This is a genomic window from Rhizomicrobium sp. (assembly GCF_056722145.1).
Genome location: NZ_JBWZET010000206.1, coordinates 14,150 through 39,510 on the forward strand (window position 1 = coordinate 14,150; position 25,361 = coordinate 39,510).

The 25,361-nt window shown below is 63.5% G+C and carries 19 protein-coding genes; 8 read left to right on the plus strand and 11 right to left on the minus strand.

Going from position 1 to position 25,361, the window contains the following annotated elements; genetic code table 11:
- Positions 1-19 precede the first annotated feature (19 nt).
- The 10 genes from AC1P6P_RS11050 to AC1P6P_RS11095 form a co-directional block, all read right to left on the minus strand.
- Positions 20-571: a hypothetical protein gene (locus tag AC1P6P_RS11050; protein WP_481402495.1), complete on the minus strand. Its 552-nt coding sequence runs from the start codon at positions 569-571 to the stop codon at positions 20-22.
- 698 nt (positions 572-1,269) lie between these two features.
- On the minus strand, positions 1,270-1,944 hold the full coding sequence (locus tag AC1P6P_RS11055) for a PEP-CTERM sorting domain-containing protein (protein WP_481402496.1): 675 nt from the start codon (positions 1,942-1,944) through the stop codon (positions 1,270-1,272).
- A 173-nt stretch (positions 1,945-2,117) separates the two neighbouring features.
- Positions 2,118-2,873, minus strand: coding sequence for a 2-dehydro-3-deoxy-D-gluconate 5-dehydrogenase KduD (kduD, locus tag AC1P6P_RS11060; RefSeq protein ID WP_481402497.1), 756 nt, complete (start codon positions 2,871-2,873; stop codon positions 2,118-2,120).
- Between the two features lie 9 nt (positions 2,874-2,882).
- A complete protein-coding gene (gene kduI / locus AC1P6P_RS11065; RefSeq protein WP_481402498.1) occupies positions 2,883-3,737 on the minus strand; it encodes a 5-dehydro-4-deoxy-D-glucuronate isomerase in 855 nt (284 codons plus the stop codon).
- Between the two features lie 95 nt (positions 3,738-3,832).
- On the minus strand, positions 3,833-4,882 hold the full coding sequence (locus AC1P6P_RS11070; protein ID WP_481402520.1) for a LacI family DNA-binding transcriptional regulator: 1,050 nt from the start codon (positions 4,880-4,882) through the stop codon (positions 3,833-3,835).
- 210 nt (positions 4,883-5,092) lie between these two features.
- Entirely contained in the window at positions 5,093-7,645 is a 2,553-nt protein-coding gene (gene ligD / locus AC1P6P_RS11075; protein ID WP_481402499.1) for a DNA ligase D, read from the minus strand.
- Between the two features lie 46 nt (positions 7,646-7,691).
- Positions 7,692-9,518, minus strand: coding sequence for a tetratricopeptide repeat-containing sulfotransferase family protein (locus AC1P6P_RS11080; protein ID WP_481402500.1), 1,827 nt, complete (start codon positions 9,516-9,518; stop codon positions 7,692-7,694).
- Complete coding sequence (locus AC1P6P_RS11085; protein ID WP_481402501.1) at positions 9,515-11,218, minus strand: tetratricopeptide repeat-containing sulfotransferase family protein; 1,704 nt, start codon at positions 11,216-11,218, stop codon at positions 9,515-9,517. The genes AC1P6P_RS11080 and AC1P6P_RS11085 overlap by 4 nt, the downstream gene beginning before the upstream one ends.
- Positions 11,215-13,182, minus strand: coding sequence for a tetratricopeptide repeat-containing sulfotransferase family protein (locus AC1P6P_RS11090; protein ID WP_481402502.1), 1,968 nt, complete (start codon positions 13,180-13,182; stop codon positions 11,215-11,217). The genes AC1P6P_RS11085 and AC1P6P_RS11090 overlap by 4 nt, the downstream gene beginning before the upstream one ends.
- A gap of 129 nt (positions 13,183-13,311) precedes the next feature.
- The gene (locus tag AC1P6P_RS11095) at positions 13,312-16,722 is read right to left on the minus strand and encodes a TonB-dependent receptor (RefSeq protein WP_481402503.1); all 3,411 of its coding nucleotides are present in this window, start codon (positions 16,720-16,722) and stop codon (positions 13,312-13,314) included.
- Between the two features lie 433 nt (positions 16,723-17,155).
- Between AC1P6P_RS11095 and AC1P6P_RS11100 the strand changes: the two genes are divergently transcribed.
- Entirely contained in the window at positions 17,156-18,190 is a 1,035-nt protein-coding gene (locus AC1P6P_RS11100) for a hypothetical protein (protein ID WP_481402504.1), read from the plus strand.
- A 65-nt stretch (positions 18,191-18,255) separates the two neighbouring features.
- On the opposite strand, the gene AC1P6P_RS11105 is transcribed toward AC1P6P_RS11100, so the two are convergent.
- Entirely contained in the window at positions 18,256-18,789 is a 534-nt protein-coding gene (locus tag AC1P6P_RS11105) for a hypothetical protein (protein ID WP_481402505.1), read from the minus strand.
- A gap of 390 nt (positions 18,790-19,179) precedes the next feature.
- Between AC1P6P_RS11105 and AC1P6P_RS11110 the strand changes: the two genes are divergently transcribed.
- The 7 genes from AC1P6P_RS11110 to AC1P6P_RS11140 all read left to right on the plus strand — a co-directional run bounded on the left by AC1P6P_RS11110 (position 19,180) and on the right by AC1P6P_RS11140 (position 25,358).
- Positions 19,180-19,380 (plus strand): Flp family type IVb pilin, encoded by a 201-nt coding sequence (locus tag AC1P6P_RS11110; RefSeq protein ID WP_481402506.1) that lies wholly within the window; start codon positions 19,180-19,182, stop codon positions 19,378-19,380.
- A 131-nt stretch (positions 19,381-19,511) separates the two neighbouring features.
- Entirely contained in the window at positions 19,512-20,327 is an 816-nt protein-coding gene (cpaB, locus tag AC1P6P_RS11115; RefSeq protein ID WP_481402507.1) for a Flp pilus assembly protein CpaB, read from the plus strand.
- A gap of 14 nt (positions 20,328-20,341) precedes the next feature.
- Positions 20,342-21,742, plus strand: coding sequence for a type II and III secretion system protein family protein (locus AC1P6P_RS11120; RefSeq protein WP_481402508.1), 1,401 nt, complete (start codon positions 20,342-20,344; stop codon positions 21,740-21,742).
- Positions 21,739-22,044: a hypothetical protein gene (locus AC1P6P_RS11125; RefSeq protein ID WP_481402509.1), complete on the plus strand. Its 306-nt coding sequence runs from the start codon at positions 21,739-21,741 to the stop codon at positions 22,042-22,044. The genes AC1P6P_RS11120 and AC1P6P_RS11125 overlap by 4 nt, the downstream gene beginning before the upstream one ends.
- A 57-nt stretch (positions 22,045-22,101) precedes the next feature.
- Positions 22,102-23,040, plus strand: coding sequence for a CpaE/TadZ family protein (locus tag AC1P6P_RS11130; RefSeq protein WP_481402510.1), 939 nt, complete (start codon positions 22,102-22,104; stop codon positions 23,038-23,040).
- A gap of 9 nt (positions 23,041-23,049) precedes the next feature.
- Complete coding sequence (locus tag AC1P6P_RS11135; protein ID WP_481402511.1) at positions 23,050-24,402, plus strand: TadA family conjugal transfer-associated ATPase; 1,353 nt, start codon at positions 23,050-23,052, stop codon at positions 24,400-24,402.
- Positions 24,399-25,358, plus strand: coding sequence for a type II secretion system F family protein (locus AC1P6P_RS11140; RefSeq protein ID WP_481402512.1), 960 nt, complete (start codon positions 24,399-24,401; stop codon positions 25,356-25,358). The genes AC1P6P_RS11135 and AC1P6P_RS11140 overlap by 4 nt, the downstream gene beginning before the upstream one ends.
- Positions 25,359-25,361: the final 3 nt, after the last annotated feature.

Sequence of the window (25,361 nt, forward strand, 5' to 3'; positions counted from 1 at the left end):
TAAGCTTGCGGGCATGAGGCTAAATAGGCGGATAAGCGGCAAGCGTCATACGCGCCTCAGCGTGGGTGATGACACGCTGAAAACACGCCACACGCGGGTCCGCCAGCGCCTCCTCGCCGCAGAACAATACAGTCGTCCAATCGTGATGCTCGTTTAGAGTTCGACGCGCCGGCCATGTGCGGGCAAAACAGGCCGCGCGCAATGGGTAAGCCTCGGGCTGTCCGAATTGAAACTGCTCGCGAGGATGTTTGAATTCGACGTGGATCGCGAGCACGCGCCCCGCCTGATTGCGCAAGAAAAAAATGGCGTCCGATTCAAGCCCCTTGCTGCCCGCAATGCGGCATGTGCAACGGCGGTCGAGCCCGCACCAATAGTTCGCCCAAAATGGCTGTTTGGAGGGCCGACTCGCGCAGCGGCGGGCGCGCTGCTCCTCGTTAAGAATTTCAGCCGCCTCATAACTGCCGGCAGCCGGCGTTCCCTTGATCAGCCATTGCCGTACCGTTGGCGACGAAAATACGCCATTAGCGATCGCATCGAGGTACGGCTGCGCTTTTCCCGAATAGGCCGGCATGGCGACGTGCTCCGCGACAATCCCCACATCGATAGCGTTGTCATCCTGGCAGAGACGACCTCAACGTCGACAATTTGGTTGTACGATACCGCACCGATCAACGCCGTCTTGGTCGCATTGCACTGGGCCCCGCGCCGCGGCGCCCACTCGACAAAGTGTCGCTCCCCTGGCGTCGCCAGGTCAGCAACCTTGCCACATTTACCAAACGCGTTGCGAAACAGGTGCAAGCGGCGGCGGCGGCGCAGCGTTCGCGACGACCGGCATGGCGTGCGCAAAGTGCTTAATCGACGGGCTTTTTTGCGTTTGTGTCGCAAACGAATTGTGAAACTCTTCGGCCTGCCGCGAGTGTCAGAATAGTTTTAGGATTCTCACATTTCGTCTGCACCTCTTGTCGAAGCGAGTGCCGATGCCCATCCTTGCGAGGTAACCCCGGAGCATCGCTGCATGACGATCACGCATCATGGCCGCGTCTTCATTCCGATCCGAAGCTGACGCGGGACCATACAGGGCCACGGACGCGCGCCCGCGCACGCCCAAACGACCGCGCCGTATCAAGGCGGGCGGTCCGCAAAACCCAGGGAGAAGGGACGGTGCCTGTGGCGCGCGGCAGCACGCGCGTTTCCTTTCGCCGGAGCTTCGAGGGCAAACGGGCGGAGAGCGACAATGCGCTCTGCCGCCTGCATTTGCTTATCCGGGGCTCAGCGGCGGCGCCGCATCCAGCCCACCCCCGCCAAGCCAGCCGCGAGGAAGGCGATACTAAAGGGCTCGGGCACGCCCGCGTTGACGCCGGCGAACGCGTAGTCGAGCTGGGTCGCGCCTTCGCCCACCGCCGCGCCATAGGTCAGCGCCCCGCCCGGGCCGGCATTGCCGTCGCCCCACAGGTTGACGACGCGACCGCCATCGATGGTGAAGGCGGCACCGAACACGTCGAGGAAGGTGCCGAAGAAAGGATAATCGCAATCGATCGGCGAACCGTCCGGGAAGAAGAGATTGTTATAGGTCAGGTTGGAGTCGAGATAGCTGAGGCTCGTCGGCACCAGCGGATCGAACACCGGATCGTGCTCGTTGGTCGGGCTGGTCGGCACGATGCCGGTGATCGCCGCATCGAAGATGCCAATATTGGCATCGGAAAAAGTGCCGCTGGCGCCAATAATGCGGAACGCGCCGGGTGGGTCGGCACGGCAGGGATTGTTGCCCGGCGTACCGCACAGCGGATTGGGATCAGGCGGCGACACGTTGGGCTCAACCGTCAAGGTGCCGCTGGCCGAAAAGCCTAGACCGCCGAAATTGAACGGCACGATCGTGCCCGCCCCTGCCGCCGACGCGATCGCGATGAATGACCCGAGATAAGCAACCGTCGCCTTCCAGTTCATTGCGCACTCCTCCGCTTTTGCTGGCGGGAACGCAATTGTCGTGCCGGATGAAAATTCGTCGTTATTGCCTACAAATGCGGCCGGCGGCCGCCCTGCCTGTCAACCGGATTGACAAAAACAAAAGGCCCCCGCCGATGAAAGCGAGGGCCAGTTGGAGCAGGTATGGGAAAGCGTCAGCGGGCGAGCCAGCCGCCGTCGACCGGGATGATGGCGCCGTTGATGTAGTCGGACGCCGACGACGCCAGGAACACCGCGGCACCGGCGAGGTCCGACGGCTTGCCCCAGCGACCAGCCGGGATGCGGTCGAGGATCGCCTTCGAGCGCTCGGGGTCTTCGCGCAGTTGCTGGGTGTTGTCGGTTGCCATGTAGCCGGGGGCGATGGCGTTAACGGTGATGTTCTTCGACGCCCATTCGTTGGCGAGAAGCCGCGTGATGCCGGCGATGCCGCTCTTGGAGGCGGTGTAGCTCGGCACCCGGACGCCGCCCTGGAACGACAGCATCGAGGCGATGTTGATGATCCTGCCGCCGCCCTGCCTGATGAACTGGCGGCCCGCCGCCTGCGACAGGAAGAAGGCCGACTTGATGTTCACATTCATCACGTCATCCCAATCCTTTTCGCTGAATTCCAGCGCGTCGGCGCGGCGGATCATGCCGGCGTTGTTGACCAGGATGTCGAGCCGGCCCAGCGCCGCAACCGTTTCGGCGACGATGCGCCCGACCGGTTCGATGGTGATGAGGTTGGCGTCGATATTGACGGCCTTGCGGCCGAGCTTGGCGATGATTTCGAGCGTCTCGGTTGGCGGCACGAAACCGGCCACCGCGATATCGGCGCCCGCTTCGGCCAGCGCCACCGCAATGCCCTGTCCGAGGCCGGTGTTGGCTCCGGTAACGAGGGCGACTTTGCCTTCCAGGCTGAACGGATTGGTCATGGTCGCTTCCTATTTGAGCTGGGAAATCTCGAGGGCCTGCATGTCGGTGTAATCGAGATTTTCACCGCCCATGGCCCAGATGAAGGTGTAGGCAGCCGTGCCGGCGGCCATGTGCACCGACCACGGCGGCGACACCACCGCTTCCTCGTTCTTGAGCAGGATGTGACGCAGACCATCGGCCTGGCCCATGAAATGGAAGACGCGGTCGTTGGGATTGACGTTGAAGTAGAAATAGACTTCGGAGCGGCGCTCATGAGTGTGCGGCGGCATCGTGTTCCAGACCGATCCGGTCTTCAGCGTCGTCACGCCCAACAGGAGCTGGCACGACTTGCACGTCGTCGGCACGATATATTGGCGGATGGTGCGCTCGTTGGACGTCGCCAGCGCGCCACGTTCCAGCGGCACCGATTGGGCGACCGAAATCTTCACCGTCTCATAGCGAGTGTGGGCCGGAGTCGAGGCGAGATAGAACTTCGCAGGCTTCTTGGGGTCGCTGGAGGCGAACACCACCTCGGCCGTGCCCATCGGAACGTAGAGGCCGTCTTCCGGGATCAGGTCGTACTTGACGCCGTCGACCGTCACCGTGCCGGCGCCTTCGCCGACATTGACGACGCCGAGTTCGCGCCGCTCGAGATAGGGCTTGCCCTTGGCCGAGGCCGGCTCGTCCTGGATCGGGAGTGCCACCGGCTTCGACACCGGGAAGACACCGCCGGCGACCAGGCGTTCAATGTGGGTGTAGGTCAGCGAAATCTCATCGGGAACGAAAATCCCGTCGATCAGATAGCTGTCGCGGAGCTGCTGGTTGCTGGCGCCGATAATACTGGCGGGGTCGGTCGCGTAGAGGGTTTTCTTGTAAATGGACATGGCGCATCCTCGTTGGGCCCGGGCGGGCAGACGGGCTTTGGTAACCGGTGTCATAACGCCCTCGGCGGTTTCGTGCAACGGCCTCGCGGGTGAAATTATTCCGACGGGGCTGCGGTCGACTCACGGATGATCAGCTTGGGAATGACTTCCGTCAGCTCGGGCTCGGCGGGCTTCTTTTTCGCCTGCCGCCCGAACAGCTTATCGGTCGCCAATCGGCCCATTTCGCGCACCGGCAGGCGCACCGAGGTCAGCACCGGCCACAACCGCAGGGCCGTGGCGCTGTCGTCAAATCCGACCACCGACAGATCGCGCGGGATATCGAGCCCCAATTCGTGCGCCACCTTGTAGATGCCAGCGGCCATCTCGTCATTGCCGGCGAAGATCGCGGTCGGCCGCGGCTTGAGGGCGAGAAGTTCGCGTGCCGCCGCAATGCCGCTGTCGAAGGTATAGTTTCCTTCCCGGTCGAAACTGGGCCGGAGCTTGACGCCGCGCTGTGCCAACGCCTCGCGAAACCCGCGGCGCCGCTCATGCGCCGACCGGAACGATGGCGGGCCGGAAATATGGGCAATGCGCTCATGCCCGAGTTCGGCCAAGTGCTGCGCCGCTTCCATCGCACCTTCAGCGTCGTGGGTGACCACCATGGTAGAGGCCTTGTCGAGCATCACCGAGGCGACGCGCACATAGGGACAATCGAATTCGCGCAGCATCTTGACCATGCGCTCGTCTTCGGAAATCGACGGCGTCAGGATGACCCCGAACAGCTTCTGGCGCTCGATGAAGCTGCGCAGATCGGAGAGATAGGTCGGGCTGGTGCGCTCGCAGGGATGCACCAGAAGACCGTAGCTGGTACCGCGCATGGCATCGAGGATGCCTTGCTGCATGTTCACCACGTACTGCGGCGTCGGGTTGTCGTAGATCATGCCGATCAGGAACGACCGGCGAAAGGCCAGGCCGCGGGCCTGCGGATCGGGCTCGAAGCCGACTTCGCGAATGATGGCGTTGACCCGAAGCCGCGTCTCCTCCTTGACGAAGGGCGAGTCGTTGATCACCCGCGACACCGTCTTCTTGGAGACGTTGGCCAACCGTGCGATGTCGTTGATGGTCGACCGTTTGCGGCTGCGGTCTTTCTCGGTCGGATCGATCAGCGTGACGACCTCCTGGAATCAAGCAGTGGTAGTTCACGACTTAACGGCCGTAAGACACCACAAGGCGATTTGTCTCGCCGTCGAGAATACAGGTTTTTGCCGCCGCTCAAATCCCAACTTGTCCACGCGCTTAACGGCCGCGACAATTTGTATACGCCTTTAGTTTCAATGATCTACGCTGCCCCAGCGGCGCCATGGCAAGGTCGGCGGTTAACCGGGACAATTCCGCGCCCCGGCGAGCTGTTTCAGCACCCCAATCAGCTTCGGGCGCGCCGCGCCATAGTCCTGCCACGCCGCGCTCTTCTTCATCAGCGCCGGCACGGTCTGGATGGTGAAGCGGTGCGGATCGAGCCCCTTTTTGACCTCACGCCAGGTGAGCGGCATCGATACCGGAGCGCCGTCGCGGGCCCGCGGCGACAGCGGCGCCACCGCCGTCGCCATCCGGTCGTTGCGCAGATAATCGAGGAAGATGCGGCCGGTGCGGTCCTTCTTGGCCATGGTGACGAGGTATTTCGCGGGCGAATCCGCGGCCATGCGGGCGCAAATCTCGCGCGCCAAGGATTTCGCCGACGGCCAGTCGACCGTCCCGGCCACGTACGGCGTCACCACATGCAGGCCCTTGCCGCCGGTGGTTTTGCAGAACGGCACCAGCCCCAGCGCTTCCAGCCTCGCCTTCAGTTCGAGCGCCGCCTCCACGACGCGATCGAACGGCACGTCGGGGGCCGGATCGAGATCGAATACGAACCGTCCAGGCTCGGCGGGCTTGCCCGGCGCGTTGTTCCAGGGGTGAAGCTCCAGCGCCGCGGTCTGCGCCACCGCCGCCAGCGCTTCCACCCGATCGATCTGCAGATAGGGTTTGCGATCGCCCGACACCGTGACGATCGACAACAGGCTGGATTGGTGCGGCATGGCGTGGCGCTGAAAGAAATGCTCGCCGGCAATGCCATCGGGCGCGCGGATGATCGAGCACGGCCGGCCTTTTATGTGCTCCAGCATCCACGGCCCGACGCTTTCGAGATAGCGCGCCAGATCGAGCTTGGTGATCCCCGGCCACAACGGTTTGTCGGGGTGGGAAATCGGCACGCCCATCACGACATTGGAACGCGACGGGGCGGGTTTGACCAGGCGCGCCGATGGGGCCGGCTTCTCGGCTTCGACGTCTGCGGCCGGTTTGTCTTCGCGCAGGGCCTTGAAGGCCGCCTGCCGCACCAAGCCATCGCCCGTCCAGCCGGCAAATTCGATCTCGGCCACTAGGTCCGGCTTCAGCCAATGCACGTCGCTGGCGTTGCGCGGCGCATTGATGCCGGTGAAAGGGTTGGTCTTGCTGGCGGCCGCTTTCAACCGCGGCATCAGGCGCGCGACCTTGTCCTTGCCGTAGCCGGTGCCGACGCGACCGACATAAACCAGGCGGTCGCCTTTGTGGACGCCGACCAAGAGCGAGCGAAAGCGCCCGGCAGTATCGCTCCAGCCGCCGATCACGACTTCATGTCCGGCGCGGCATTTGGCTTTGGTCCAGGCGCCGCTGCGATCCGCGGTATAGGGCGCCGTCAGCTTCTTTGAAACGATGCCTTCCAGCGCCATGCGGCAGGCCGACTGCAGCACCGCCTCGCCGCCGCTGCTGAAATGTTCGACGTAGCGGATAGGCCCCTTGTCGCTCACGACGCGGCGAAGACGGGCTTTGCGGTCCGACAGCGCCGCCTCGCGCAAATCCTGTTTGCCGGCGAACAGAAGATCGAACATGAAGAACACCAGTGCGTCGTCGCGGCCATCGGAAAGCGCGGCCTGCAGCGCGGCGAAATCGGGCGCGCCGTTGGCATCAAGCGCCACCACCTCACCATCATAAATTCCATCCGGCAGCGAAGTGGCGGCGCGAGCAATGGCGGCAAAACGCTTGGTCCAATCCAGGCCCTTGCGGGTGCGCAATACTGCGGCGCCGGCCTCGGCCCGCAGCTGCATGCGGTAGCCGTCGAGTTTGACTTCATGGACCCAGTTGGCGCCAGCCGGCGGATGCTCCACCAGCTTGCATAGCATCGGAGCCACGAAGTCTGGAATGGCAACGGCGCGCTTGGCTTTCGGCGCCGATTTCTTGCGCGCGACCGGATCGGACGCATCGGCTTGATCGGAATTCCACACTGCATCGCGTTCGAAACCCGAGGCGCGCATGAAGGGCTTCGGCTTCTTGCCCTTGCCGGCGGCGATATCGTCCATGCTGCGCCCCGAAGCCACCGAGCGATCGAGCGCCAGCAGCGCATCGGGATCGCCGGGCTGCTCGAATTCGTCGTGGTGCTTGATCAAGAGCCAGTTGGGGTGGTTGCGCTTGTATTTGTCGTTCTTCATGCGGACGAGCACCCACCCGCCCTTCATCTTCTCGCCGGCCAGCACGAATTTCAGGTCGCCTTTGGCAAATAGCGCCTTGGCGTCGCCGTCCGGCTGCCACAGCCCGCGATCCCACAGCATGACCGTGCCGCCGCCATATTGCCCCTTGGGAATGGTGCCTTCGAAATCGCCGTAATCGAGCGGATGGTCTTCCACCTCGGCCGCCAACCGGCGCACCGCGGCATCGACCGACGGCCCTTTGGCCACCGCCCAGGATTTGAATACCCCGTCCATTTCCAAGCGGAAATCGTAATGCAGATGCGAGGCGGCATGCTTCTGCACCACGAACCGCAACGCCCGGGCCGGCGCCACAGCCTTCGCGCCGCTCGGCTCGGAGGTTTTGCTGAAATCACGCTTCTTGCGGTATTCGACGAGTTTCCTGGCCACGGCGCTCTCCCTCGCGAGAAGAAACGCGGCACCGCCGAAATCGCTGCTAATCCACCAAAGCCTTCCGCAACGGCTCAAGATAATCAGTGTAGGGAGCGGCGCGGCCGATCGCCGAACGGTAGAGCGGCTGACGCACCTGAAAGGCACTGGCGGTCCCGACCGGACGCTCGGTCTTGTGGAATTCGAGGCAGGCCTCGTCCCAATCGAGCCCGCAGGCCGCCACGATCCGGCGGGCCTCAGCGGCGAAATCGGTAACCAGGTCCTCGTAGCGGACCTCGATCAAACGGCCTTCCGGCAAGGCGTGGCGCCAATGCGCCATCAGGCGTTCGTAAGCGCGGTAGTAGCGGCCCAGCGTGCCGAGATCGTGGGTGTAGCGATGGCCAATGTGAAAAAGGTTGGTCCAGCAGGAGAAGCAGGTGTCGAGCGGATCGCGGCGGACGTGAATGATACGCGCATTGGGCAACGCCGCAGCGATCAGGCCGACGGCGGCGAAATTGCCTGGCATCTTGTCAGTGATACGCCTGGCCTCGGGCGCGCGGCGGCGCATCCGCTCGACATAGCGGGCCCCGACCACAGCCAGTTCGCTGCGGGTCGGCTGGCGGTCACCGGCATTCAGCGCGTCGTAGAGCCGCGACAGGTCCGCCGCTTCGCCGGCCCCGAACACCTGCGGATGGCTCGCCAGCATCTGCTCGACCAGCGTGGTGCCCGAGCGCGGCATGCCGACGATGAAGACGGGAAGGTCGGACGGATCGACGACACCGGCCGGCGTGTCGAGAAACTCGCGCGAAAACAGCTCGGCGATGCGGGCGAGCAATCCGACCTCGTCTGCCTCATCATACGGTGTCAGGCGGCGCTGAACGGCGTGACCGGCCTGCCAGTGCTCGAACGCTTCGTCATGGCGGGAGAGATCGTCGCAGACCTTGGCTTGCGCGAAATGAAACGACACCTGTTCCACGTCGGGGAAACGATCCGCGGGCATGGCTTGGAGCGCGGCCACGGCCGGATGATCGGGATGAATGCGCTCGCCTGAGACCAAGGCATACCAGACGGCAGGAAGATCGGGGTTCAACGCCAGGGCTTGCTCGAATGACCGCCGGGCCGCAGCAAAATCGCCCCAGCGCTGGTTGGCGCGGCCCCGTTCGAACAGCGCGTCGATGTTGCGGGGTTTTTCCGCCACGATGGCATCGATCAAAGCCATCGCCTCGTCGCGTTCGCCGAGCGCACTCAGCGAACGCGCCAATGCGAGACGCGTCGACGTATCAGGGTGCATCGCCTCAGCCGCGCGGAAATGCTCGACGGCATCTTCATGCTGTTCCATGTCCTGCAACATGGTACCGAGCTTGAGATGCAGATCGGTGCGGCCGGGCTGAAGTTGGAGCGCACGCTCCCACACGGCCATTGCCTGTTCGGTGCGCGCCAGCCCATTAAGCAAGGTGCCGAGCGCGACCAGTGTCGGCAGGGACCCGGGTTGTTGCGTCAGAACCGCTTCGTATTCGGCGACTGCTTCGGCAGGACGGCCGAGGGCTATCAAGGCGTTGGCCCGGTCGAGCCGCGATATAACTCGCTCGGGCGCCAAGACCAGCGCGGCATCAATCTCTGTCAATGCCTCCGCGGGACGGCCGAGCGCATTGAGCGAGCAGCCCAGGCCGGCATGAGTCACGGCATCGCGCGGGGCGGCGACGACCGCGCGGCGGAACACCTCCGCGGCGGCCTCGAACTTGTTCTGCAGGAAACACACCTGCCCGAGACGCACCAATGCTCCGGCATACTCGCCGAATTGGCGCAGGACTTCGCGGTAATGGCGCTCGGCTTCGGCATAGTTGCCGTCGCGATGCAACTGCTGGGCAGTTTCGTAATGCTGTTGCGGGGTCATGGTGCGAGCGCTGCCTGGAGCGCACCTAGCCAGGGCAGATACGGGCGCGCCCGGCCGATGGCGTTGTTGTAAAGCGGGCGGCGCACCTGCACGGCGGACGCGGTCCGTACGGCGCGCTTGCTGGCATGAAAGGCAAGGCAGCGCGGTTCCCACTCGAGCCCGCAGTGGGCCACCAGCCGGCGCGCCTGCGGCTCGAGATCGGCCACCAGCGCCTCGTAGGAAACATCGAGCAACACTGTCGGCGGCAAGACGCTGCGCCAATGCGCGATCAGCGCTGCGTAGGCGCGGTAATAGCGGCCAAGTTCGCCAAGATCGTAGGCGTAGTTCACCGCGCCCGAAAACAGCTTCGAATAACAGGAAAAGCAGGTGTCGAGGGGATCGCGCGTGACATGGATGATGCGGGCGTTCGGCAGCGCCAGATGAATGAGACCGGCATGAACGAAATTGCCCGGCAGCTTGTCGACAATGCGCTCCGCCTCAGGGGCGAGGCGCTGAAGGCGTTCGACGTAGGCTGCACCAAGGACGCGCCACTCCGTCGGGCCGGCGGCGGCCAGAGCCGGCAGGATCGATTGTTCACCGGCGCCGAACACCGCCGAATGGCTGGCGAGAACCTGCTCGACCAAGCTGGTGCCCGAACGCGGCATGCCGACAACAAATACCGGTCGCGGATCGGGATCGCCCTCGCCTGCGTGGGTGGCGAGGAATTCGCGCGTGAACCGGGCCGCGACATCGGAGAGGCGCCTCAACTCCTCGGCTTCGTCATAGCGCACCAGACGCCGCTTGATGGCATTGCCTGACTCGAAATGGGAAAAGGCCTTCTCCCAGCGGCCGAGCCCGTCGTAAGCACCAGCCAGCGCGATGTGCAGTTCGGCCTGCTCCCACGCCGGATAATTTGCCGCCGACAACGCCATGCGTTCGAGGGCCCTCAGATCGGGATCATCGGCCGCAATCGGCTTCAACGCCATCAAGGCATAACGATAAGACGGCACCTCGGGCGCCAAGCCGACGGCGGTCTCGTAGGCCGTACGCGCCTCGTCCAACCGCCCGAGGAACGTCAGCGCGCTGCCGTAGTTGTAATGGACCATCGCAACGTCTGGCGCGAGCGCAATCGCGCGCTCGAAACAGCGCGCCGCTTCCTCATGGCGATCGAGTGCCCCCAGCGCTTCGCCCTGGCCGCAATGCGCCTCCGCAAGATCGGGCTGTAGCGCCAGCGCGGCGCGATATGCGGCCTCCGCCGCCTCGAACCGCGCGGCGCGCAGGGCTGTGACAGCCAGATGCATCGCCAGATCGAGACTGTCAGGCTGGAGTCGAACGGCGCGCTGCAATTGCGCGATCGCCTCGTCGGTGCGCCCGCCGGCACCTAGCGCAGCCGCGAGATTGACGTGCACTCCAGGAGCGTCGGGCGCGATCGTCAGCGATCGTCGGTAGGCATCAGCGGCTTCCTCAAAGCGGCCCGCGGCGGCCAACGCCACGCCGAGATTGTTGAGCAGCGTTGCGGATGCCGGGTCCACCGCTACCGCCTTGCCGAGATACTTCAAGGCCGGTTCCAGCCGCTGGGTCTGCAGGCACAACACACCCAAACCGTGCAAGGCCTCGACATGATCAGGCTGGCTAGCCAGGACTTCGCGATAAAGCCGCTCGGCTTCCTGCGCTCGTCCGGCGGCATGAAGGTCCTTGGCGTGGGTGAAAAGGTCATTCATGGCATTGCCAAAGCTTGGCGCAGCGGACCGAGCCAGGCGTCATATGGCTTGTAGCGGCCGATGGACGTTGTGTAGAGCGGCTGGCGTACCTGCGCCGTTGAAGCGGTGACGACGGCGCGTTCGGTCTTGTGGAATTCGAGACAGCGTCGGTCCCAATCGAGACCGCAATGTGCAAGCAGGGCGCGCGCGCCCGCCTCCAAATCGCCGACCAGATCTTCGTAACGGACGTCCAACATGACGCCAGGAGGCAAAACAGTGCGCCAATGTGCCATCAGGTTTTCGTAGGCGCGGTAATAGCGGCCAAGTTCACCGAGGTCATAGGTGTAGTCGAGGGCGCCGTTGAACAGCTTGGTGTAGCAGGAAAAGCAGGTGTCGAGGGGATCGCGGCGGACATGGATCAGGCGCGCCCGCGGCAGCACCATGTGGATCAGCCCGGCGAAGCGGAAGTTTGCCGGCATCTTGTCAGTAAATCGCGTCTTGCCCGCGGGGGCCATGACCGCTTCGATATAGCGGGTGCCGAGACGCTGCAGATCGTCCTGGCTCAGTGACACCGCATCGAGCGTGGCCCGGCCGACGCGATAAGAGCCGACGACGGTACGACCGAACGCTGGCGTTTCGCCGGCCGCAAACATGGCCGGGTGGCTCGCCAAAATCTGCTCGACCAGCGTCGTACCCGAGCGCGGCATGCCAAAAATGAATACCGGCATCTCCGAAGGATTGCCGCCGCTCTTGGACGCCAGGAACGGCGCGGTGAACCGTTCCGCCGTGAGCCGCATCTCGCCCAGATTGGCGGCTTCATCATAGGCGATCAGGTGGCGCTTGGCGGCATTGGCGTTCACCAGACTGGCAAATGCGCGCTCGTGCTCGCCGAGGTCCGCATAGGCCTTGTAGAGCGCGAAGTGCAACTCGGCGCGATCAGCCTCCTCGAACGCCCGGCGCGCCAGCGCCTCCATCTGCGCAATCTGCGGATCGCCTGGCGTGTATTTCTTCATTTCACTCTGGGCGCGGTGCACCGCCGGATCGTTCGGCGCCAGGGACACCGCTCTGGCGCATTCCACGCGCGCCTGCGCCAGCCGGCCGAGAAACAGGTGGGCGTTGCCGAGCCCGGCGTGGCATCGGGCGTGATCAGGATCGAGCGCCAGACCGGCCTCGAACGCGGCAACCGCCTCGCCGCTCCGGCCAAGAGCATTCAGCGAACGGCCGAGATTGTTGCAAACCGAAACGTTCGATGGATCGATCTCTCGCGCGCGGCGATAGTGCGCCACGGCCTCGTCATGGGCGCCCAGTTCTCCCAGCACCGTGCCCCAATTGTAGTGGGCCGACGCAAATGAGGGGTTCAACGCCAGCGCCCGTTCGAAACACGCCATCGCCTCGCCGTGACGACCAAACCGAAACAGGGCGTTGCCAAGATTGCTCCAGGATTCGACCGATGCCGCGTCGCGTTCGAGTGCCCGCCGGAACGCCACCGCCGCTTCTTCATAGCGACCAAGCGCCAACAGCTCGTTGCCGATGTTGTTGTGCGGCGCTGCCAGTTTGGGATCGAGTTCCGCGGCACGGACGAAATGGCCGAGCGCCTCTTCCCGACGGCCCGCAGCGGTCAGAACCATACCGAGGTTGGTATGCGTCTGCCCGGATGACGGCTGCAACGCGAGTGCCCGTTCGAGCACCGCCAACGCCTCGTCGATCGAGCCGATCTGGTACAGCATGGCACCGAGATTGGACAGCATCTGCGGGTCCGTCGGCACAATCGCAATCGCACGGCGGGCAAATCCGACCGCTTCGACCGTGCGCCCAGTGCGATAGCAAACATCGGTGAGCCGCTGCAGCAAAACGACGTGATCGGGCGCGGTCTCGATCAGGCGGCGGTAGATGCGCTCGGCGTCCTCAAGCTGACCTTCGGCATGCAGGCGCTTGGCGGATTGATACTCCGCCTCGGCAGACGCGGCATTCGACGGTTGGCTCATGACAGACGCGCCCGAAACGAAGCGGCGCCATTTTAGGCGGGCGTTGCCGCTCCACAAGTGCTGCCGCTAGGAAAAGAAATCCCCCCGGCGTCGCCACCGGGGGGCATAGAGCACTAAGGCTTGCGCGAACTACCAGCTGGCGCGCATGACGAGCGAGAATTTCCGTTCGCCTTCGACCCACTCGTACTTCGGCGTGTGGGAGACGGGCAACAGCGGAGTGCCGCCGATTTCCAGGACGGTGGTCTGCTTGAAGATGTTATTGGCCTGGAAGCCGACCTTGTAATGGTCGAGGAAGCTGTACAGGACCGACGCGTCGACCTGACCGTAATTCCGTTCGAACACGGGTTGGTTCAGGTTCACCGCCGAGCTGTTGACGAGGAAGCGCGAACGCCAGTTGTAGGCGATGCGCGCGTCAATGTCGTACTTGGCATACAGCAGGGCAAGGTTGGCGCTGTCGTTCGACATGCCTTCCATCGGCAGGGCCGTGCTGTCCGCAAGGTCGACGCCGGTGAGACTGCCGGTGGCAAGGCCGGTATTGTTGATGTTCACGGTCGTGTTGTGGCCGCCGTGATTGTACAGCTTGGTGTAGTTGAGCTGCAGGCCGATGCCGCCCCATGCACCCGGCAGCGAGTCATAGAACTGCTGGTAGTCGAGTTCGAAGCCTTCCAGCTTGCCCTTGTCGCCGTTGACATAACGGGTGACCTGGAAGGTCTCGGTAACGCCGTTGTGGGTGACGGTTTCGGGCGACGTCGCCGACATGAAGTAGTTGGTGATGTCCTTGTGGAAGAGCCCGAACGCAATGTGGCCGCTGGCCGAGAAATACCACTCGATGCTGGCATCATAGTTGTTGGAGTGCAGCGGCTTCAGGTGCGGGTTGCCGCCGGCGCCACGCTTGCCGATCGTGGATCCAGTGCACGCCTCGGGCACGGTGCCACCGCCGCAACCGACGATGTCGCCGTTGTTGAAATTAAAGCCGTACAGCGTGTAGTTCTGGGTGTTGGAAAAATCCGGGCGGACGAGGCCTTGCGAATACGCGAGGCGAAGTTGCAGCGTATCGCTAAGGTGTGCTCGGAAATTGAACGACGGCAGGATGTCGGTGTATTGGTTGTCGACTTCCGGCGCCGGAATCTTCAGGCTTCCCATGTCGGCCGTCATGCCGTCGGTGTTACCGTTGTCGACGAACGTCTGAGCTTCGATTACACCCGCACAAGTCGTTGCATTTCTCGTCGCAAGGCTCGTCGGGCAACGGGAGACTTTGCCCAGAATGATATAACCAGTCGACGTGGTCTCGGTCGAAACGATCCGCACGCCGATGTTGCCGTCAACCGGAACTTCGGTGCCGAGGAACGTGTCATGCGCGAAGTCGAACTGGACATAGCCAGCATAGGTGTTTTCGGTCTGCTCGTTGATGCCGCCGCCGTTGCTGGTCGGGTTGGTGCCGTCGTAGATCTTGCTGCAGAGATACTCGACGCTCTTGGGATCGCAGCCGGCGGTTACCGACAGCGGCTGCCACATGCCGGAGATGCCGGCCAATTTCGTGGCATTCGCCTCGATCGCCTGGATGCCACCGCCCGAGGTGCCGGCGCCCAGCCAAACCGCGCCCATGCCTTTGGCGAGCCAGGCCGGATTGGCTTCCCACACCGACGGCATCGAGGTGCCGAACAAGGCGGGGAAGTTGTACTTGTAGACGTAGGGCGAAGACAGCGAGGTCGAGAAGTCGCCGATGCCGTCGCGTTCCTGGCAGAGCTTCGGACCGTTGGCGGCGGAGTATTCGGCCAAGCAGGCTGCACTCGGGGCATAACCCGACGGAGCCGCCGGAACGCCGGTCCAGCCGTTCGACCAGATCTTGAAGGTCGTCTTGCCCCAGTTCCAATTCGAGCGACGCGAAACCGCCTGCTTCAGGCTGATGCGGCCGCCGAATTCGACGTCCTTCACCCATTTGGCGACCGGGCCGGCGAAATCATAGGTGAAGTCGGCCTTGGTCGCCCAGCTATGGGCATAGTTGTTCTCGACGTGATCCATCGCGGCGGCCCAGAGATAATTGCTGGGATCGCCAAGCGCGGTGGCACCGGCAGCGTTGTACGTGATCTTCGGCGAGTCGTCGGCGAGATCGGCGGTGACGTCGATTTCCGGCGCGTTCGGCCAATACCGCGCATCTGCCGCAGCAGCGGTACCGTTGTAACAGCCGCCCGGCGTGCTGCCGACGCTCGGCGGCGGCAGAGCGTTGGAGTAACCCGGGCCGCTCCAGCCATTTTCCGGGAAGTGGCAGAAGTACTTGTACTTGATCGAGTTATACATCGTCACGCTGTACATGTAGGCGCGTGAATCGACGTATTGCACGTCGGCCTTGACGTGGAAGCGATCGGTCGGATCCCACTTCATCGCCAGCGAGTAGTTGCCGTTGATGTGATGGCGGGCATCAAAACGCGAATCGAAATAGTTGGCGTAGCTCGAGTTCTCGAAGGCGTTGTAGATGGTGCCGCCAATGAAATCGCCCTGCGCATTATACTTGTAGTTCGGCAGCGCCGAGGCATTGGTCTGCGGCACGACCGGATAAAGGTCCCATGCCACGTTGTGTTCGTTGCTCTGCGGCTCGGCCTTGGACCAGATCGCCGTCGCCGTGAATTCGAGCCGTTCACTGGGACGCCACTGAACCGTGCCATCGAGCGTGACGCGCGGCTGCTTCCAGTCCATGTGGCGGTAGCCGACCTGCTCATCGCTGGTCAGGCCGACCGGGAAATAGACCTGCTTGGTTTGGCCGTTGATGGTCGGGCAGGGCAGCGTGTAGGAGGTGTTGGCGGCTCCACAGGTGCCGGTATAGGCGCCGGTCGACACGAGGCCGTTCGAGGCGCGTAGATCCTGATAATCGGCCGACAGCAGAACGCCGATCTCACCAACCTTGGTATTCCAGCGATCGCTGACCAGCACGTTGGCCGACGGTGCGAACTTTTCCGAATTCATGCCATAGGAATAGTCGGCACCGACCGACAGCTTGAGGCCGTCGAAATCGAATGGAACGTGCGTCTTGAGATCGACGACGCCACCAACGCCGCCTTCAATCATGGTCGCGTCGGGGTTCTTGTAGACATTGACCGCGCTCATCAGGCTCGGCGACACGTCGGCGAAGCTGATGGTGCGACCGTTTTCGGCGCCGAAGGTTTCGAAGCCGTTGGTCAGCGAGGACACCCACGACAAACCGCGAATGAACACGCCGTTGCCGAAACCGGCCCAGCGCAGCGGGTCATGGATCTGGTCGGTACGCGTTACCTGCACGCCGGGAACGCGCTGCAATGCTTCGGCCACACTGCGGTCAGGCAGCGCGCCGATATCGACGGCAGTGATCGAATCCACCACCTGGTCGGAATTCTGCTTGATGGCCTGAGCCGATTGCAGACTGGCGCGGATGCCAGTCACGGTGACCGTTTCCATCTGCTCCTGCGCCAAAGCTGGCGCGCCGAGCGCAACCGCACTCGCAAGCATGGTCGTACCCAGCAGCACCGTCTTGGCGCGACCGCTCAGTTTGCTCACTGTTGGATGCATGTTTTTCCCTCCCCTGGGTAGTCTTTTTCGCGTCCAGGCAGTGCGATCAGCCCAAGCCGATCGCGAAGCGACGCGCGTACAGCGCTTACTGTGGTTGTGCGCCGCTCCCCCGGTTGTGCTTGATAACGCTATCAACATTCGCCGGTCAAGATTGGGGCGGCATTGTGTCTGAAATGGGCAAAAGGTGTTGCAGATTCGCGCCAGCGTAGTGCGATCGTGTCGCAGTCTCTACTAAGTCGTTGATGTATAATAAATCATACAATTTTTGGCGTATGGCAGGATGACTCACTAGCGGGTGTTGGAATGCCACAATTATCTGTTTGGTAGCGTTCCCAGAGGGCGTTACTCTGGTCTCATAGGCTCCGCGAAGCTAGCTTCCGCTCGGATATGGCAGGCGTGGGGCCGTGATAGAAAACGAGGGGGAGGATTCACGATGAGACGTTTGTTGCTTGCTGCGAGTCTCGGACTGGCGTTGGCGACATTACCGGCGCCTGCGCAGCAAAGTGGCCCCAATGGTGGCGGTGGCGGCATGGGCGGTGGCACGGTGGGCCCCGGCGCCCAGATGGGATCGCGCAGCTTGACCAGCGATCAGTTCAATCAACTGCAAGACTACGCCGATCTCTCCAAGCGCCTCAGCAAGGACGACAAGGCCAAGGGCAAGACGGTCGAAGACCTGATGCGCGAAGACAAGGAGGCGGCGATCGCCATCGCCGCGGCCATGCCGCTCGGTTGCCAAGTCGACACTGCCATTCTGGCGGCACAGGGGCCCGATACCGTCGCCGGCAAAACCATCGACACCAAAACCTTCGAAACTGCCTGCTCGAACGGTGTTGGCTACTTCCTGACCTCGCGCGAAACCCTCACGGCGACCGGCCTATCGTGCTTCGCCGCGGATGCGGCGCGCGCCAGCGACATCGCCGCCGGACGCCGCCCGGGCCCAAGTTGCGGCCTGCCAGGCTTGGCCGACGTCAAAGCGATGGCAACCACCATCATGACCAAAGCCGGCACACCCTGCACCGTACGCGACACACGCTGGCTCGGGCCCAATACCGTCTCACATGTCGAATTCAACGAAATCGCCTGCAGCGATAACACCGGCTACATCCTCACGCTGGCGCTGCCGGGATCGACCGCGCCGGTCCGGGTGATGAGCTGCCACGATTCCAATGCGCGCGGCCTGCCGTGCAAGCTATCGGACAATGGCGGCGAGGCACTGACGGTGCAGACCTTCCTCAATGCGCTGAAGCAACGCTCCATCGCCTGCGATGCCGGCGAGCACGACGTCGTCATCCGCGGCCAGGAGACCAACCTCAAGCGCTTCGTCGTCGAATTCAAATGCTCGCAGCATCCACAAGGCCTAGTCGCCTACGTTCCCCTTAACGGGGTCAAGGCACCGTTCGAGGCGGTAGATTGCGCCACAGCCGCCAAACGCGGCGTGAAATGCGCATTGACTGTCACGCGGCCGTAACGGCGGTACCGCCAGACGAAGCAGCCGGGAAAACCCCGGCTGCTTTTTTGATCGCGCGCCGGCCGTCATTTCGGCTGGAACGAGTCCAGGAATTTCTCGAGCTCGGCGATGTTCTCGGGCGAGGCAAGACCGGTGTGCGAGGTCAAGACCTGGAACGTCCGCGGCTTGGCGCTCGGCACGATGATCATGATACCCTTGCCGGACGCGCTTTTGTCGTTGGTCTCGTAGGTGAAGAAGCGCGCCTTGTAGGGACCGACCTTGCCGGGCTTGCTCGATGTGATGGTGGCGTCGAGCTGAGCCGCAAACATTTTCGGCATGGTGGTTAGCGCCGCATTGGCGTCGATCTTGCGCGCCACGCTATAGGTGTCGACTGTGACCATCGCCGTCCACACCCCCAAGACCCGCGATTGGACGATCACCGATTTCGAGATGTAATTGCCGTGCGCGTCGGTTTCGGACCCTTGCGGCTCGCCGACCGTGACCTCGGCTGGAAACGCGGCAGAAAATCCGTGTTGATCCGACGAATAGGCTTCGCCGTTCGCCTTGACGGGCATCAGAACGACCAGCGCGCACGCCGCTATCGCCGTTAGAATTCGCATGGGCCCCCTCCCCGTTGTCCCAACCGGCGAAATCTGCGCGCGCCACCGCGGCGATGTCAACGCAACGGAACCCGCGTTCACACGCCAAGGCGTGGCAGTAAGGGAAGCGTTTCGACTGTTCTCCAGGCCAACTTTTTCAAGTTATATACTGTATAGGAAAATATAGATGACAACTGTTTCCTCGGTGCCGCGACGGCATTCCTTCGCGTTTTCGATGCTGTCCTTGGTAAACTTAAGCATCAATTGCAAATGTAATGTTTCCGATATCTTTTCGTAATGACCCAAATTTATAACTATTTTAAAACAGGTTCTCACTGGCCGGGACAAATTTAGGTTGTGTGCGCACCTGGGCAGATATTTGGGGTAGCAAAACAAGGGGTTAGCAACACCATGTCCAACGTTCTCAACGCTTTTTTGCATAACGAAGACGGTCTGGTGACCGTCGAATGGGTCGCCCTGGCTTCGGCGCTTGTCGTCGGCGCGATCGCAATCGGCTGGCTTGTACTGGGCAATTTGAAGGCCCCGGCCAACACCATCGGGACCCAGATCAACACGACCGCGGGCACGACGGGAACAACGCCGCATCCCTGATCTGATGACTATTTGACGGCGGCAGTCTCCGTCGGCTGCCGCCGTATGCCTCAATACATATGTGTGGGTGAACAAGGCCGCTTGCGGTTCGCAGCCGGCAGCGATGCCTTGTTGCATCCAAAGGGGGCTTGATGCGGCGTTCCTATATCAGTCTGGGTGCTGGCGTTATTTTGGCAATCCTCGCGGTCGTCGTCATCCGGCTTTATATCGGGGCCGCCCTTAGCGGCGCCCATGAACCGGATACTGCCTTTACCCGCGTCGCCGTTGCCGCCCGCGACCTTCCCGGCGGCACGGCGCTTTCGGCCGCGGATATCCGTCTGGTGCGCTGGCCCAAGGAGTCGGTGCCGAGCGGCGCCTTCGACACCGTCGACGCCATCTTCCAGGGCACCAAATCCGCCAACGAGCGCGTCAGTCTCGTTGCCATGGCCGCCGGCGAGCCGGTGTTGCGGGGCAAGGTTTCGGGATTGGGGTCGCGCCCGATCTTGTCGGCGATGGTCGCCGACGGCATGCGCGCGGTCTCAATCAAGATCGACGATGTCAGCGGCGTATCCGGCTTCATCCTGCCCGGCAACCGCGTCGACGTCATCCTGACCCGTCACATCGGCACCGCGAGCGACAATCTCGTCACCGACATCATCCTGCAGAATATCAAGGTCTTGGGCATCGACCAGCAGGCGTCCACCGAAACCGACAAGCCGGTGGTCGGACGTACCGCGACGGTGGAAGTGACGCCGGAACAGGCCGGCAAGCTGGTGCTGGCGCAGCAGGCCGGAACACTCAGTCTGGCGCTGCGCAACGACGGCGGCGTGCAGACCGTCGAGGTTGCCCGCCTGTCCGAAAACGACCTTGCCACCGGGCACCACGCGCCGCCGCCACGCAAACCCATCCGCCGCTCGGCCGAGGCGGTAGAGGTGCAGTACGGCGTCGGTCTCGGTTCCTTTCATTGATCATCGGGGGCTTCATGAAACGCCGTGCCGTCTTTCTCGCCGCCTTCCTCGCCATCGCGGCACCCGCCGTTGCGGGAAGCGCGCCGATCACCGAAATCCACGCCGGCGACGCCAGCGCGCACGTCTTCGTGCCGCTCGACAAGGGCCAGCTGCTGCATCTCGACAAGCCGTTCAAGCGCATTTCGGTCGGCACGCGTGATGTCGCCGACGTGCAGGCGATGGCCGATGGCATGATTTATGTCGTCGGCAAGAAAGCGGGCAGCACCAACCTCACCTTCCGCGATGCCGCGGGCGAAGCGGTGGCGGTGGTCGATCTCGTCGTCACCACCACCGACGTCAGCGGCCTCGCCAACCGCCTCAAGGCCGCCATGCCGGACGAAAACATCGGCGTCATGCCGTCGGGCGATGGCATCGTTTTGACCGGACAGGTTTCGAGTGCCGATCATGTCCGCGAGGCGGTGGCGATCGCCGAGCGCTTTGCACCGGGCAAGGTCACCAACATGCTGGGCCTTTCCGGCAGCCAGCAGGTGCTGCTCGAAGTCAAGTTCGCCGAAGTCGCGCGCACCGCCTTGAAGCACATCACCACCGCGACCGATCTGCATTACCTTGCCGGCGGCAGCGGCGCCCAAATTCTGACCGGGCCGCCGTTCCCGATTCCGGTCGATACCTCCCAGACCTTCGGCGCCATCGCCGGTCATTTCACCAGCGGCAATTACGATCTGCATGCCGGCTTCGATGCGCTGGAACGCCAAGGCCTGATCCGCACCCTGGCCGAGCCCAACCTCGTGGCATTGTCGGGCGATACCGCCAGTTTCCTGGCCGGCGGCGAGTTTCCCATTCCGGTGGCACAGAACGCGCTGACCGCCGGCGCCTCCTCGACCATCACTGTCGAATATAAGGATTACGGCGTCGGCCTCGCCTTCACGCCGACGGTGCTTTCGCGCGATCTCGTCAACCTGATGATCCGCTCGGAAGTCTCCTCGATCGACGACAGCCTGGCGGTGAAGGCCAACGGCTTCGAGATTCCGGCGCTCAAGACCCGGCGCGCCCGCACCACGATCGAACTGCGCGATGGCCAGAGCTTCGCCATCGCCGGTCTGTTGCAGGACGATTTCGCCAACGCCACCGAGAAGCTGCCCATCCTCGGCGACGTGCCGATCCTGGGTACGCTGTTCCGCTCGCCCAACTACAAGCACAACCAGACCGACCTCGTGATCATCATCACCGTGCATCTGGTGCAGCCGACCGTCGCCGCCAAGCTGGCGACGCCGCTCGACACCCTCACCCTGCCGCGCCAGTCCGAGCATTTCGGAATCGACGGCCGGGTCGAAACGCCGAGTTCCGGCACGCCGACGACGCCCGCCGCGCCGCTGGGCGACGTCAAGAAGGACAAGGAAGGATACGCGCTGCCATGAGGACGCTTCTCTTCGCACTGCTGGTCGCCCTGCCGCTCGGCGCCTGTTCCAACCTGGTCGATGAACGCGAAGGCGAAATGACCGCCGACGCCGGGCTGGCGGTGCGCCAGAACATCACCGCCCAACTCGCCAATCCCAATGCGCCGGACGATCACGGTGCCTTCATCACCGACGGCGAGCGCGCCTGGCGGGCACTGGACCGCTACCGTCGCGGTGCCGTCATCCCACCCACCAGCGCCTCCGGCAAGAACGCGGATAGCGGCGGCGCGCCTACCACCACCGACAATCAGGCCGCGCACTAGGATCGTCACGATGCCAATGGGTCGAAAGAAACCTGAACCAGTCCCGGAGAGCGGGCGATGAGCGCGGCCGTTCTGCGTCTGCCGCTGGACGAAGCGCGCGAGGAACCGTCGCTGCACGACAAAACCGAAGGTTTCCAGAACGCAAGCCCGGTGGCGGGCACGACTGCGGCCGAACATTTGACGGCAGCGCGCGAGAAGGCGGCGAGCGATGGCTCCGGCCTGAGCGGGCGCGTCATCGTCTTCCTGCACGTTTCGGGCGGCGCCGGCGCCACGACGCTGGCCGTCAACGTCGCCGCCAGCCTCAACCAGGGACCGGCGCGCAAAAGCTGTGCCATTCTCGATCTCGATTTGCAGTTCGGCAGCGTCGCTTCGCTGCTTGATGTGCCGCGCGCCTCCACCCTGCAGGCGCTGATCGACGAACCCGGCCGACTCGACCGCACCGGACTCGACGAAATGCTGATGCGCCATCACAGCGAGCTTTACGTGCTGCCGGCACCGCGCATTCCGCTGCCGCTCGATGCCTTGAAGCCGGTGACCGCCGCCGCCATTCTCGACGCCGCCCGCGCCCGCTTCCGCATCACCGTTGTCGACCTGCCGGTGGCATTGGGAACCTGGACCGATGTGGTGCTCAGCCGGGCAACCCGCATCTATCTCGTCACCCCGATGACGGTACCCGCCGCCCACAACCTGGCGCGATTCTTCTTCCTGTTGCAGCAGCACGATCTGCATCTGCCGATTTCGATCGTCGTCAACCGCCACGCCAAGCAGTCCAAGCAGAGCTTGATCACGCCGGCCGAGTTCAATTCGGCGATCGGACGGGCGGTCGAACACATCGTACCGGAGGATTTTCCGATCGTGCAGCAATCGGTGAACCAGGGAACCCCGGCGGTGACGCTGGCGCCCAAAAGCCTGTTCGCGCGCGCCATCGGCGACATCGTCGCGAGCGAAACCGGCGAAGCCCAGGTCGCCAAGCGCGGCCTGTTCGGCCTGTTGTGAGGGTGAGCCATGTTCCGCGTGTTTTCCGATAACAAGACGGCGAACGAAGACCCGGCCACCACGCCGCTCGTCAGCCCGCGCAGCGAGCCCGTCAATTCGGCGCCGCGCACCGACCTGAAGGTCCATCTGCACCAGAAGCTGCTCGAGGTGTTGAACCTCGGCGTGCTCGAAAAAATGACCCGCGGCGAACTGCAGGCGGAACTGACGCCGATCATCCGCAAGATGGTGGATGGCGAGGGCCAGGTGATGTCGTCAGCCGAGTACCATCAGCTGACCGAAGAAGTGCTCGACGAAGTCCTGGGGCTGGGGCCGCTGGAGCCATTCCTCAAGGACCCGACCGTCACCGACATCCTGGTCAACACCCACCAGCATGTCTTCGTCGAACGCCGCGGCCAGCTCGAAGCCACCGAAGCCCGCTTCAAGGACGAGCGCCACCTGATGCGCATCATCCAGAAGATCGTCACCGGCGTCGGTCGGCGGGTGGATGAATCGCAGCCCTACATGGACGCGCGCCTTGCCGACGGCAGCCGCGTCAACGTGCTGGTGCCGCCGTGCGCCGTCGACGGGCCGCTGCTGTCGATCCGCAAATTCTCCAAGACGCCCTACACCATGGACCGTATCGTCGAGATCGGCTCGATCAATCCCGAAATGGCGGCGCTGTTCCAGGTTATCGTGGCGACGCGGCGCAACGTATTGATCTCGGGCGGCACCGGCTCGGGCAAGACGACGCTGCTGAACGCACTTTCCAGCTACATCGACAACCGCGAACGCATCCTCACCATCGAAGACACCGCCGAACTGCAGCTGCAGCAGCGCCACGTCTGCCGCATCGAGACGCGTCCGCCGAACCTCGAAAATACCGGCGAAGTCACCCAGCGCGACCTGCTCAAGAACGCCCTGCGCATGCGCCCCGACCGCATCATCGTCGGCGAGGTGCGCGGCGCCGAAGTGCTCGACATGCTGCAGGCGATGAACACCGGCCACGATGGCTCGATGACCACCGTCCACGCCAACACGCCGCGCGATGCCCTCACCCGGCTCGAACATATGGTCGGCATGACCGGACTCGACCTGCCGCAGAATTCCCTGAAGGGCCAGATCGCTTCGGCGATTCACGTCGTGATCCAGCAGCAGCGCATGAGCGACGGACGGCGCCGCGTCACCTCGATCCAGGAAATCATCGGCATGGAATCGGGCACCGTCACCATGCAGGAGGTCTATCGCTTCGAGCGCACCGGCATGGATTCGGCGGGCAACATCCAGGGCCAGCACCGCGCCACCGGCGTGCGGCCGAAATTCCTGCGCCAGGCCGAAGAATACGGCATTCCGATTCCGGCCATCCTGGCGAGGGCACCGGCATGACCGGGACCGTCGCCTTCATCATCGGCATCGCCGTCATCGCGGTCTGCGCCGCGTTGCTGGCCGATGCGGTGTTCGGCCTGTTGCGCGCCTCGCGCGGCATCGACGACGAAGCGGTGCAGCGGCGCCTTTCGCAAGCGACCGGCGGTGACGCTGCATCGCGGCTGCTGCGCGACGGCGACGCCAAGCCGCGCCAATCGGTGCCGCTCTCGAGCCAGTTCGCGCGACTGCTTCAGCAGGCCGGCTCGCCGATGACGGTGCCCCAGGCCCTGGTCATCGCCGCCGTCGTATCGGTACTGGCAATGCTGGCGCTGCTGCTGCTGTTGCCGCACAAGGTGACGCTGCTGGCGTTTCCGCTCGGCCTCGCACTCGGACCGGCGGCCGTGCTGCTGTTTCTGGTCCGCGCCCGTGCCTCGCGCATCGCCCGGTTCGAAGAACAGCTGCCCGAAGCCATCGATCTCGTCATCCGCTCGCTGAAAGTCGGCCACCCCTTGAGCGTGTCTCTGTCGGTGATTGCGCGCGAATTGGCGGCGCCGATCTCGCAAGAATTCGCCATCGCTCACGCCAAGGTGTCCTACGGCCTGTCGGTCCCCGACGCCTTTCGCGAAATGAGCGAGCGCGTCCCGCTGGCGGACTTGCGCTATCTCATCGCCGCGCTGCAGATCCAGGAAGAAGCCGGCGGCAACCTGATCGAATCCCTCACCAAGCTATGCGGCGTCATCCGCGAGCGCTTCCGCATGTTCCGCAAAGTCAAGGCGGTCACCGCCGAAGGGCGGATGTCGGCGTGGCTGCTGTCGTCGTTTCCGTTCCTGATCGCGATCGGCATCAAGATGGTGAAGCCAGACTATTTCGACCACGCCCTCGAAACCGAACGCTTTCCGATCATCGCGGTCGTCACCGGCATTCTTCTTGTCATCAACATTGTGGTGATGAACGCCATCACCAAGATCAAGGTGTGATCC

Coding starts and splice junctions, on each gene's coding strand:
- AC1P6P_RS11050 (WP_481402495.1), bottom strand. CDS start 571: ATGCCGGCCTATTCGGGAAAAGCGCAGCCGTACCTCGATGCGATCGCT.
- AC1P6P_RS11055 (WP_481402496.1), bottom strand. CDS start 1,944: ATGAACTGGAAGGCGACGGTTGCTTATCTCGGGTCATTCATCGCGATC.
- kduD (WP_481402497.1), bottom strand. CDS start 2,873: ATGACCAATCCGTTCAGCCTGGAAGGCAAAGTCGCCCTCGTTACCGGA.
- kduI (WP_481402498.1), bottom strand. CDS start 3,737: ATGTCCATTTACAAGAAAACCCTCTACGCGACCGACCCCGCCAGTATT.
- AC1P6P_RS11080 (WP_481402500.1), bottom strand. CDS start 9,518: ATGACCCCGCAACAGCATTACGAAACTGCCCAGCAGTTGCATCGCGAC.
- AC1P6P_RS11085 (WP_481402501.1), bottom strand. CDS start 11,218: ATGAATGACCTTTTCACCCACGCCAAGGACCTTCATGCCGCCGGACGA.
- AC1P6P_RS11090 (WP_481402502.1), bottom strand. CDS start 13,182: ATGAGCCAACCGTCGAATGCCGCGTCTGCCGAGGCGGAGTATCAATCC.
- AC1P6P_RS11095 (WP_481402503.1), bottom strand. CDS start 16,722: ATGCATCCAACAGTGAGCAAACTGAGCGGTCGCGCCAAGACGGTGCTG.
- AC1P6P_RS11100 (WP_481402504.1), top strand. CDS start 17,156: ATGAGACGTTTGTTGCTTGCTGCGAGTCTCGGACTGGCGTTGGCGACA.
- AC1P6P_RS11105 (WP_481402505.1), bottom strand. CDS start 18,789: ATGCGAATTCTAACGGCGATAGCGGCGTGCGCGCTGGTCGTTCTGATG.
- AC1P6P_RS11110 (WP_481402506.1), top strand. CDS start 19,180: ATGTCCAACGTTCTCAACGCTTTTTTGCATAACGAAGACGGTCTGGTG.
- cpaB (WP_481402507.1), top strand. CDS start 19,512: ATGCGGCGTTCCTATATCAGTCTGGGTGCTGGCGTTATTTTGGCAATC.
- AC1P6P_RS11120 (WP_481402508.1), top strand. CDS start 20,342: ATGAAACGCCGTGCCGTCTTTCTCGCCGCCTTCCTCGCCATCGCGGCA.
- AC1P6P_RS11125 (WP_481402509.1), top strand. CDS start 21,739: ATGAGGACGCTTCTCTTCGCACTGCTGGTCGCCCTGCCGCTCGGCGCC.
- AC1P6P_RS11130 (WP_481402510.1), top strand. CDS start 22,102: ATGAGCGCGGCCGTTCTGCGTCTGCCGCTGGACGAAGCGCGCGAGGAA.
- AC1P6P_RS11135 (WP_481402511.1), top strand. CDS start 23,050: ATGTTCCGCGTGTTTTCCGATAACAAGACGGCGAACGAAGACCCGGCC.
- AC1P6P_RS11140 (WP_481402512.1), top strand. CDS start 24,399: ATGACCGGGACCGTCGCCTTCATCATCGGCATCGCCGTCATCGCGGTC.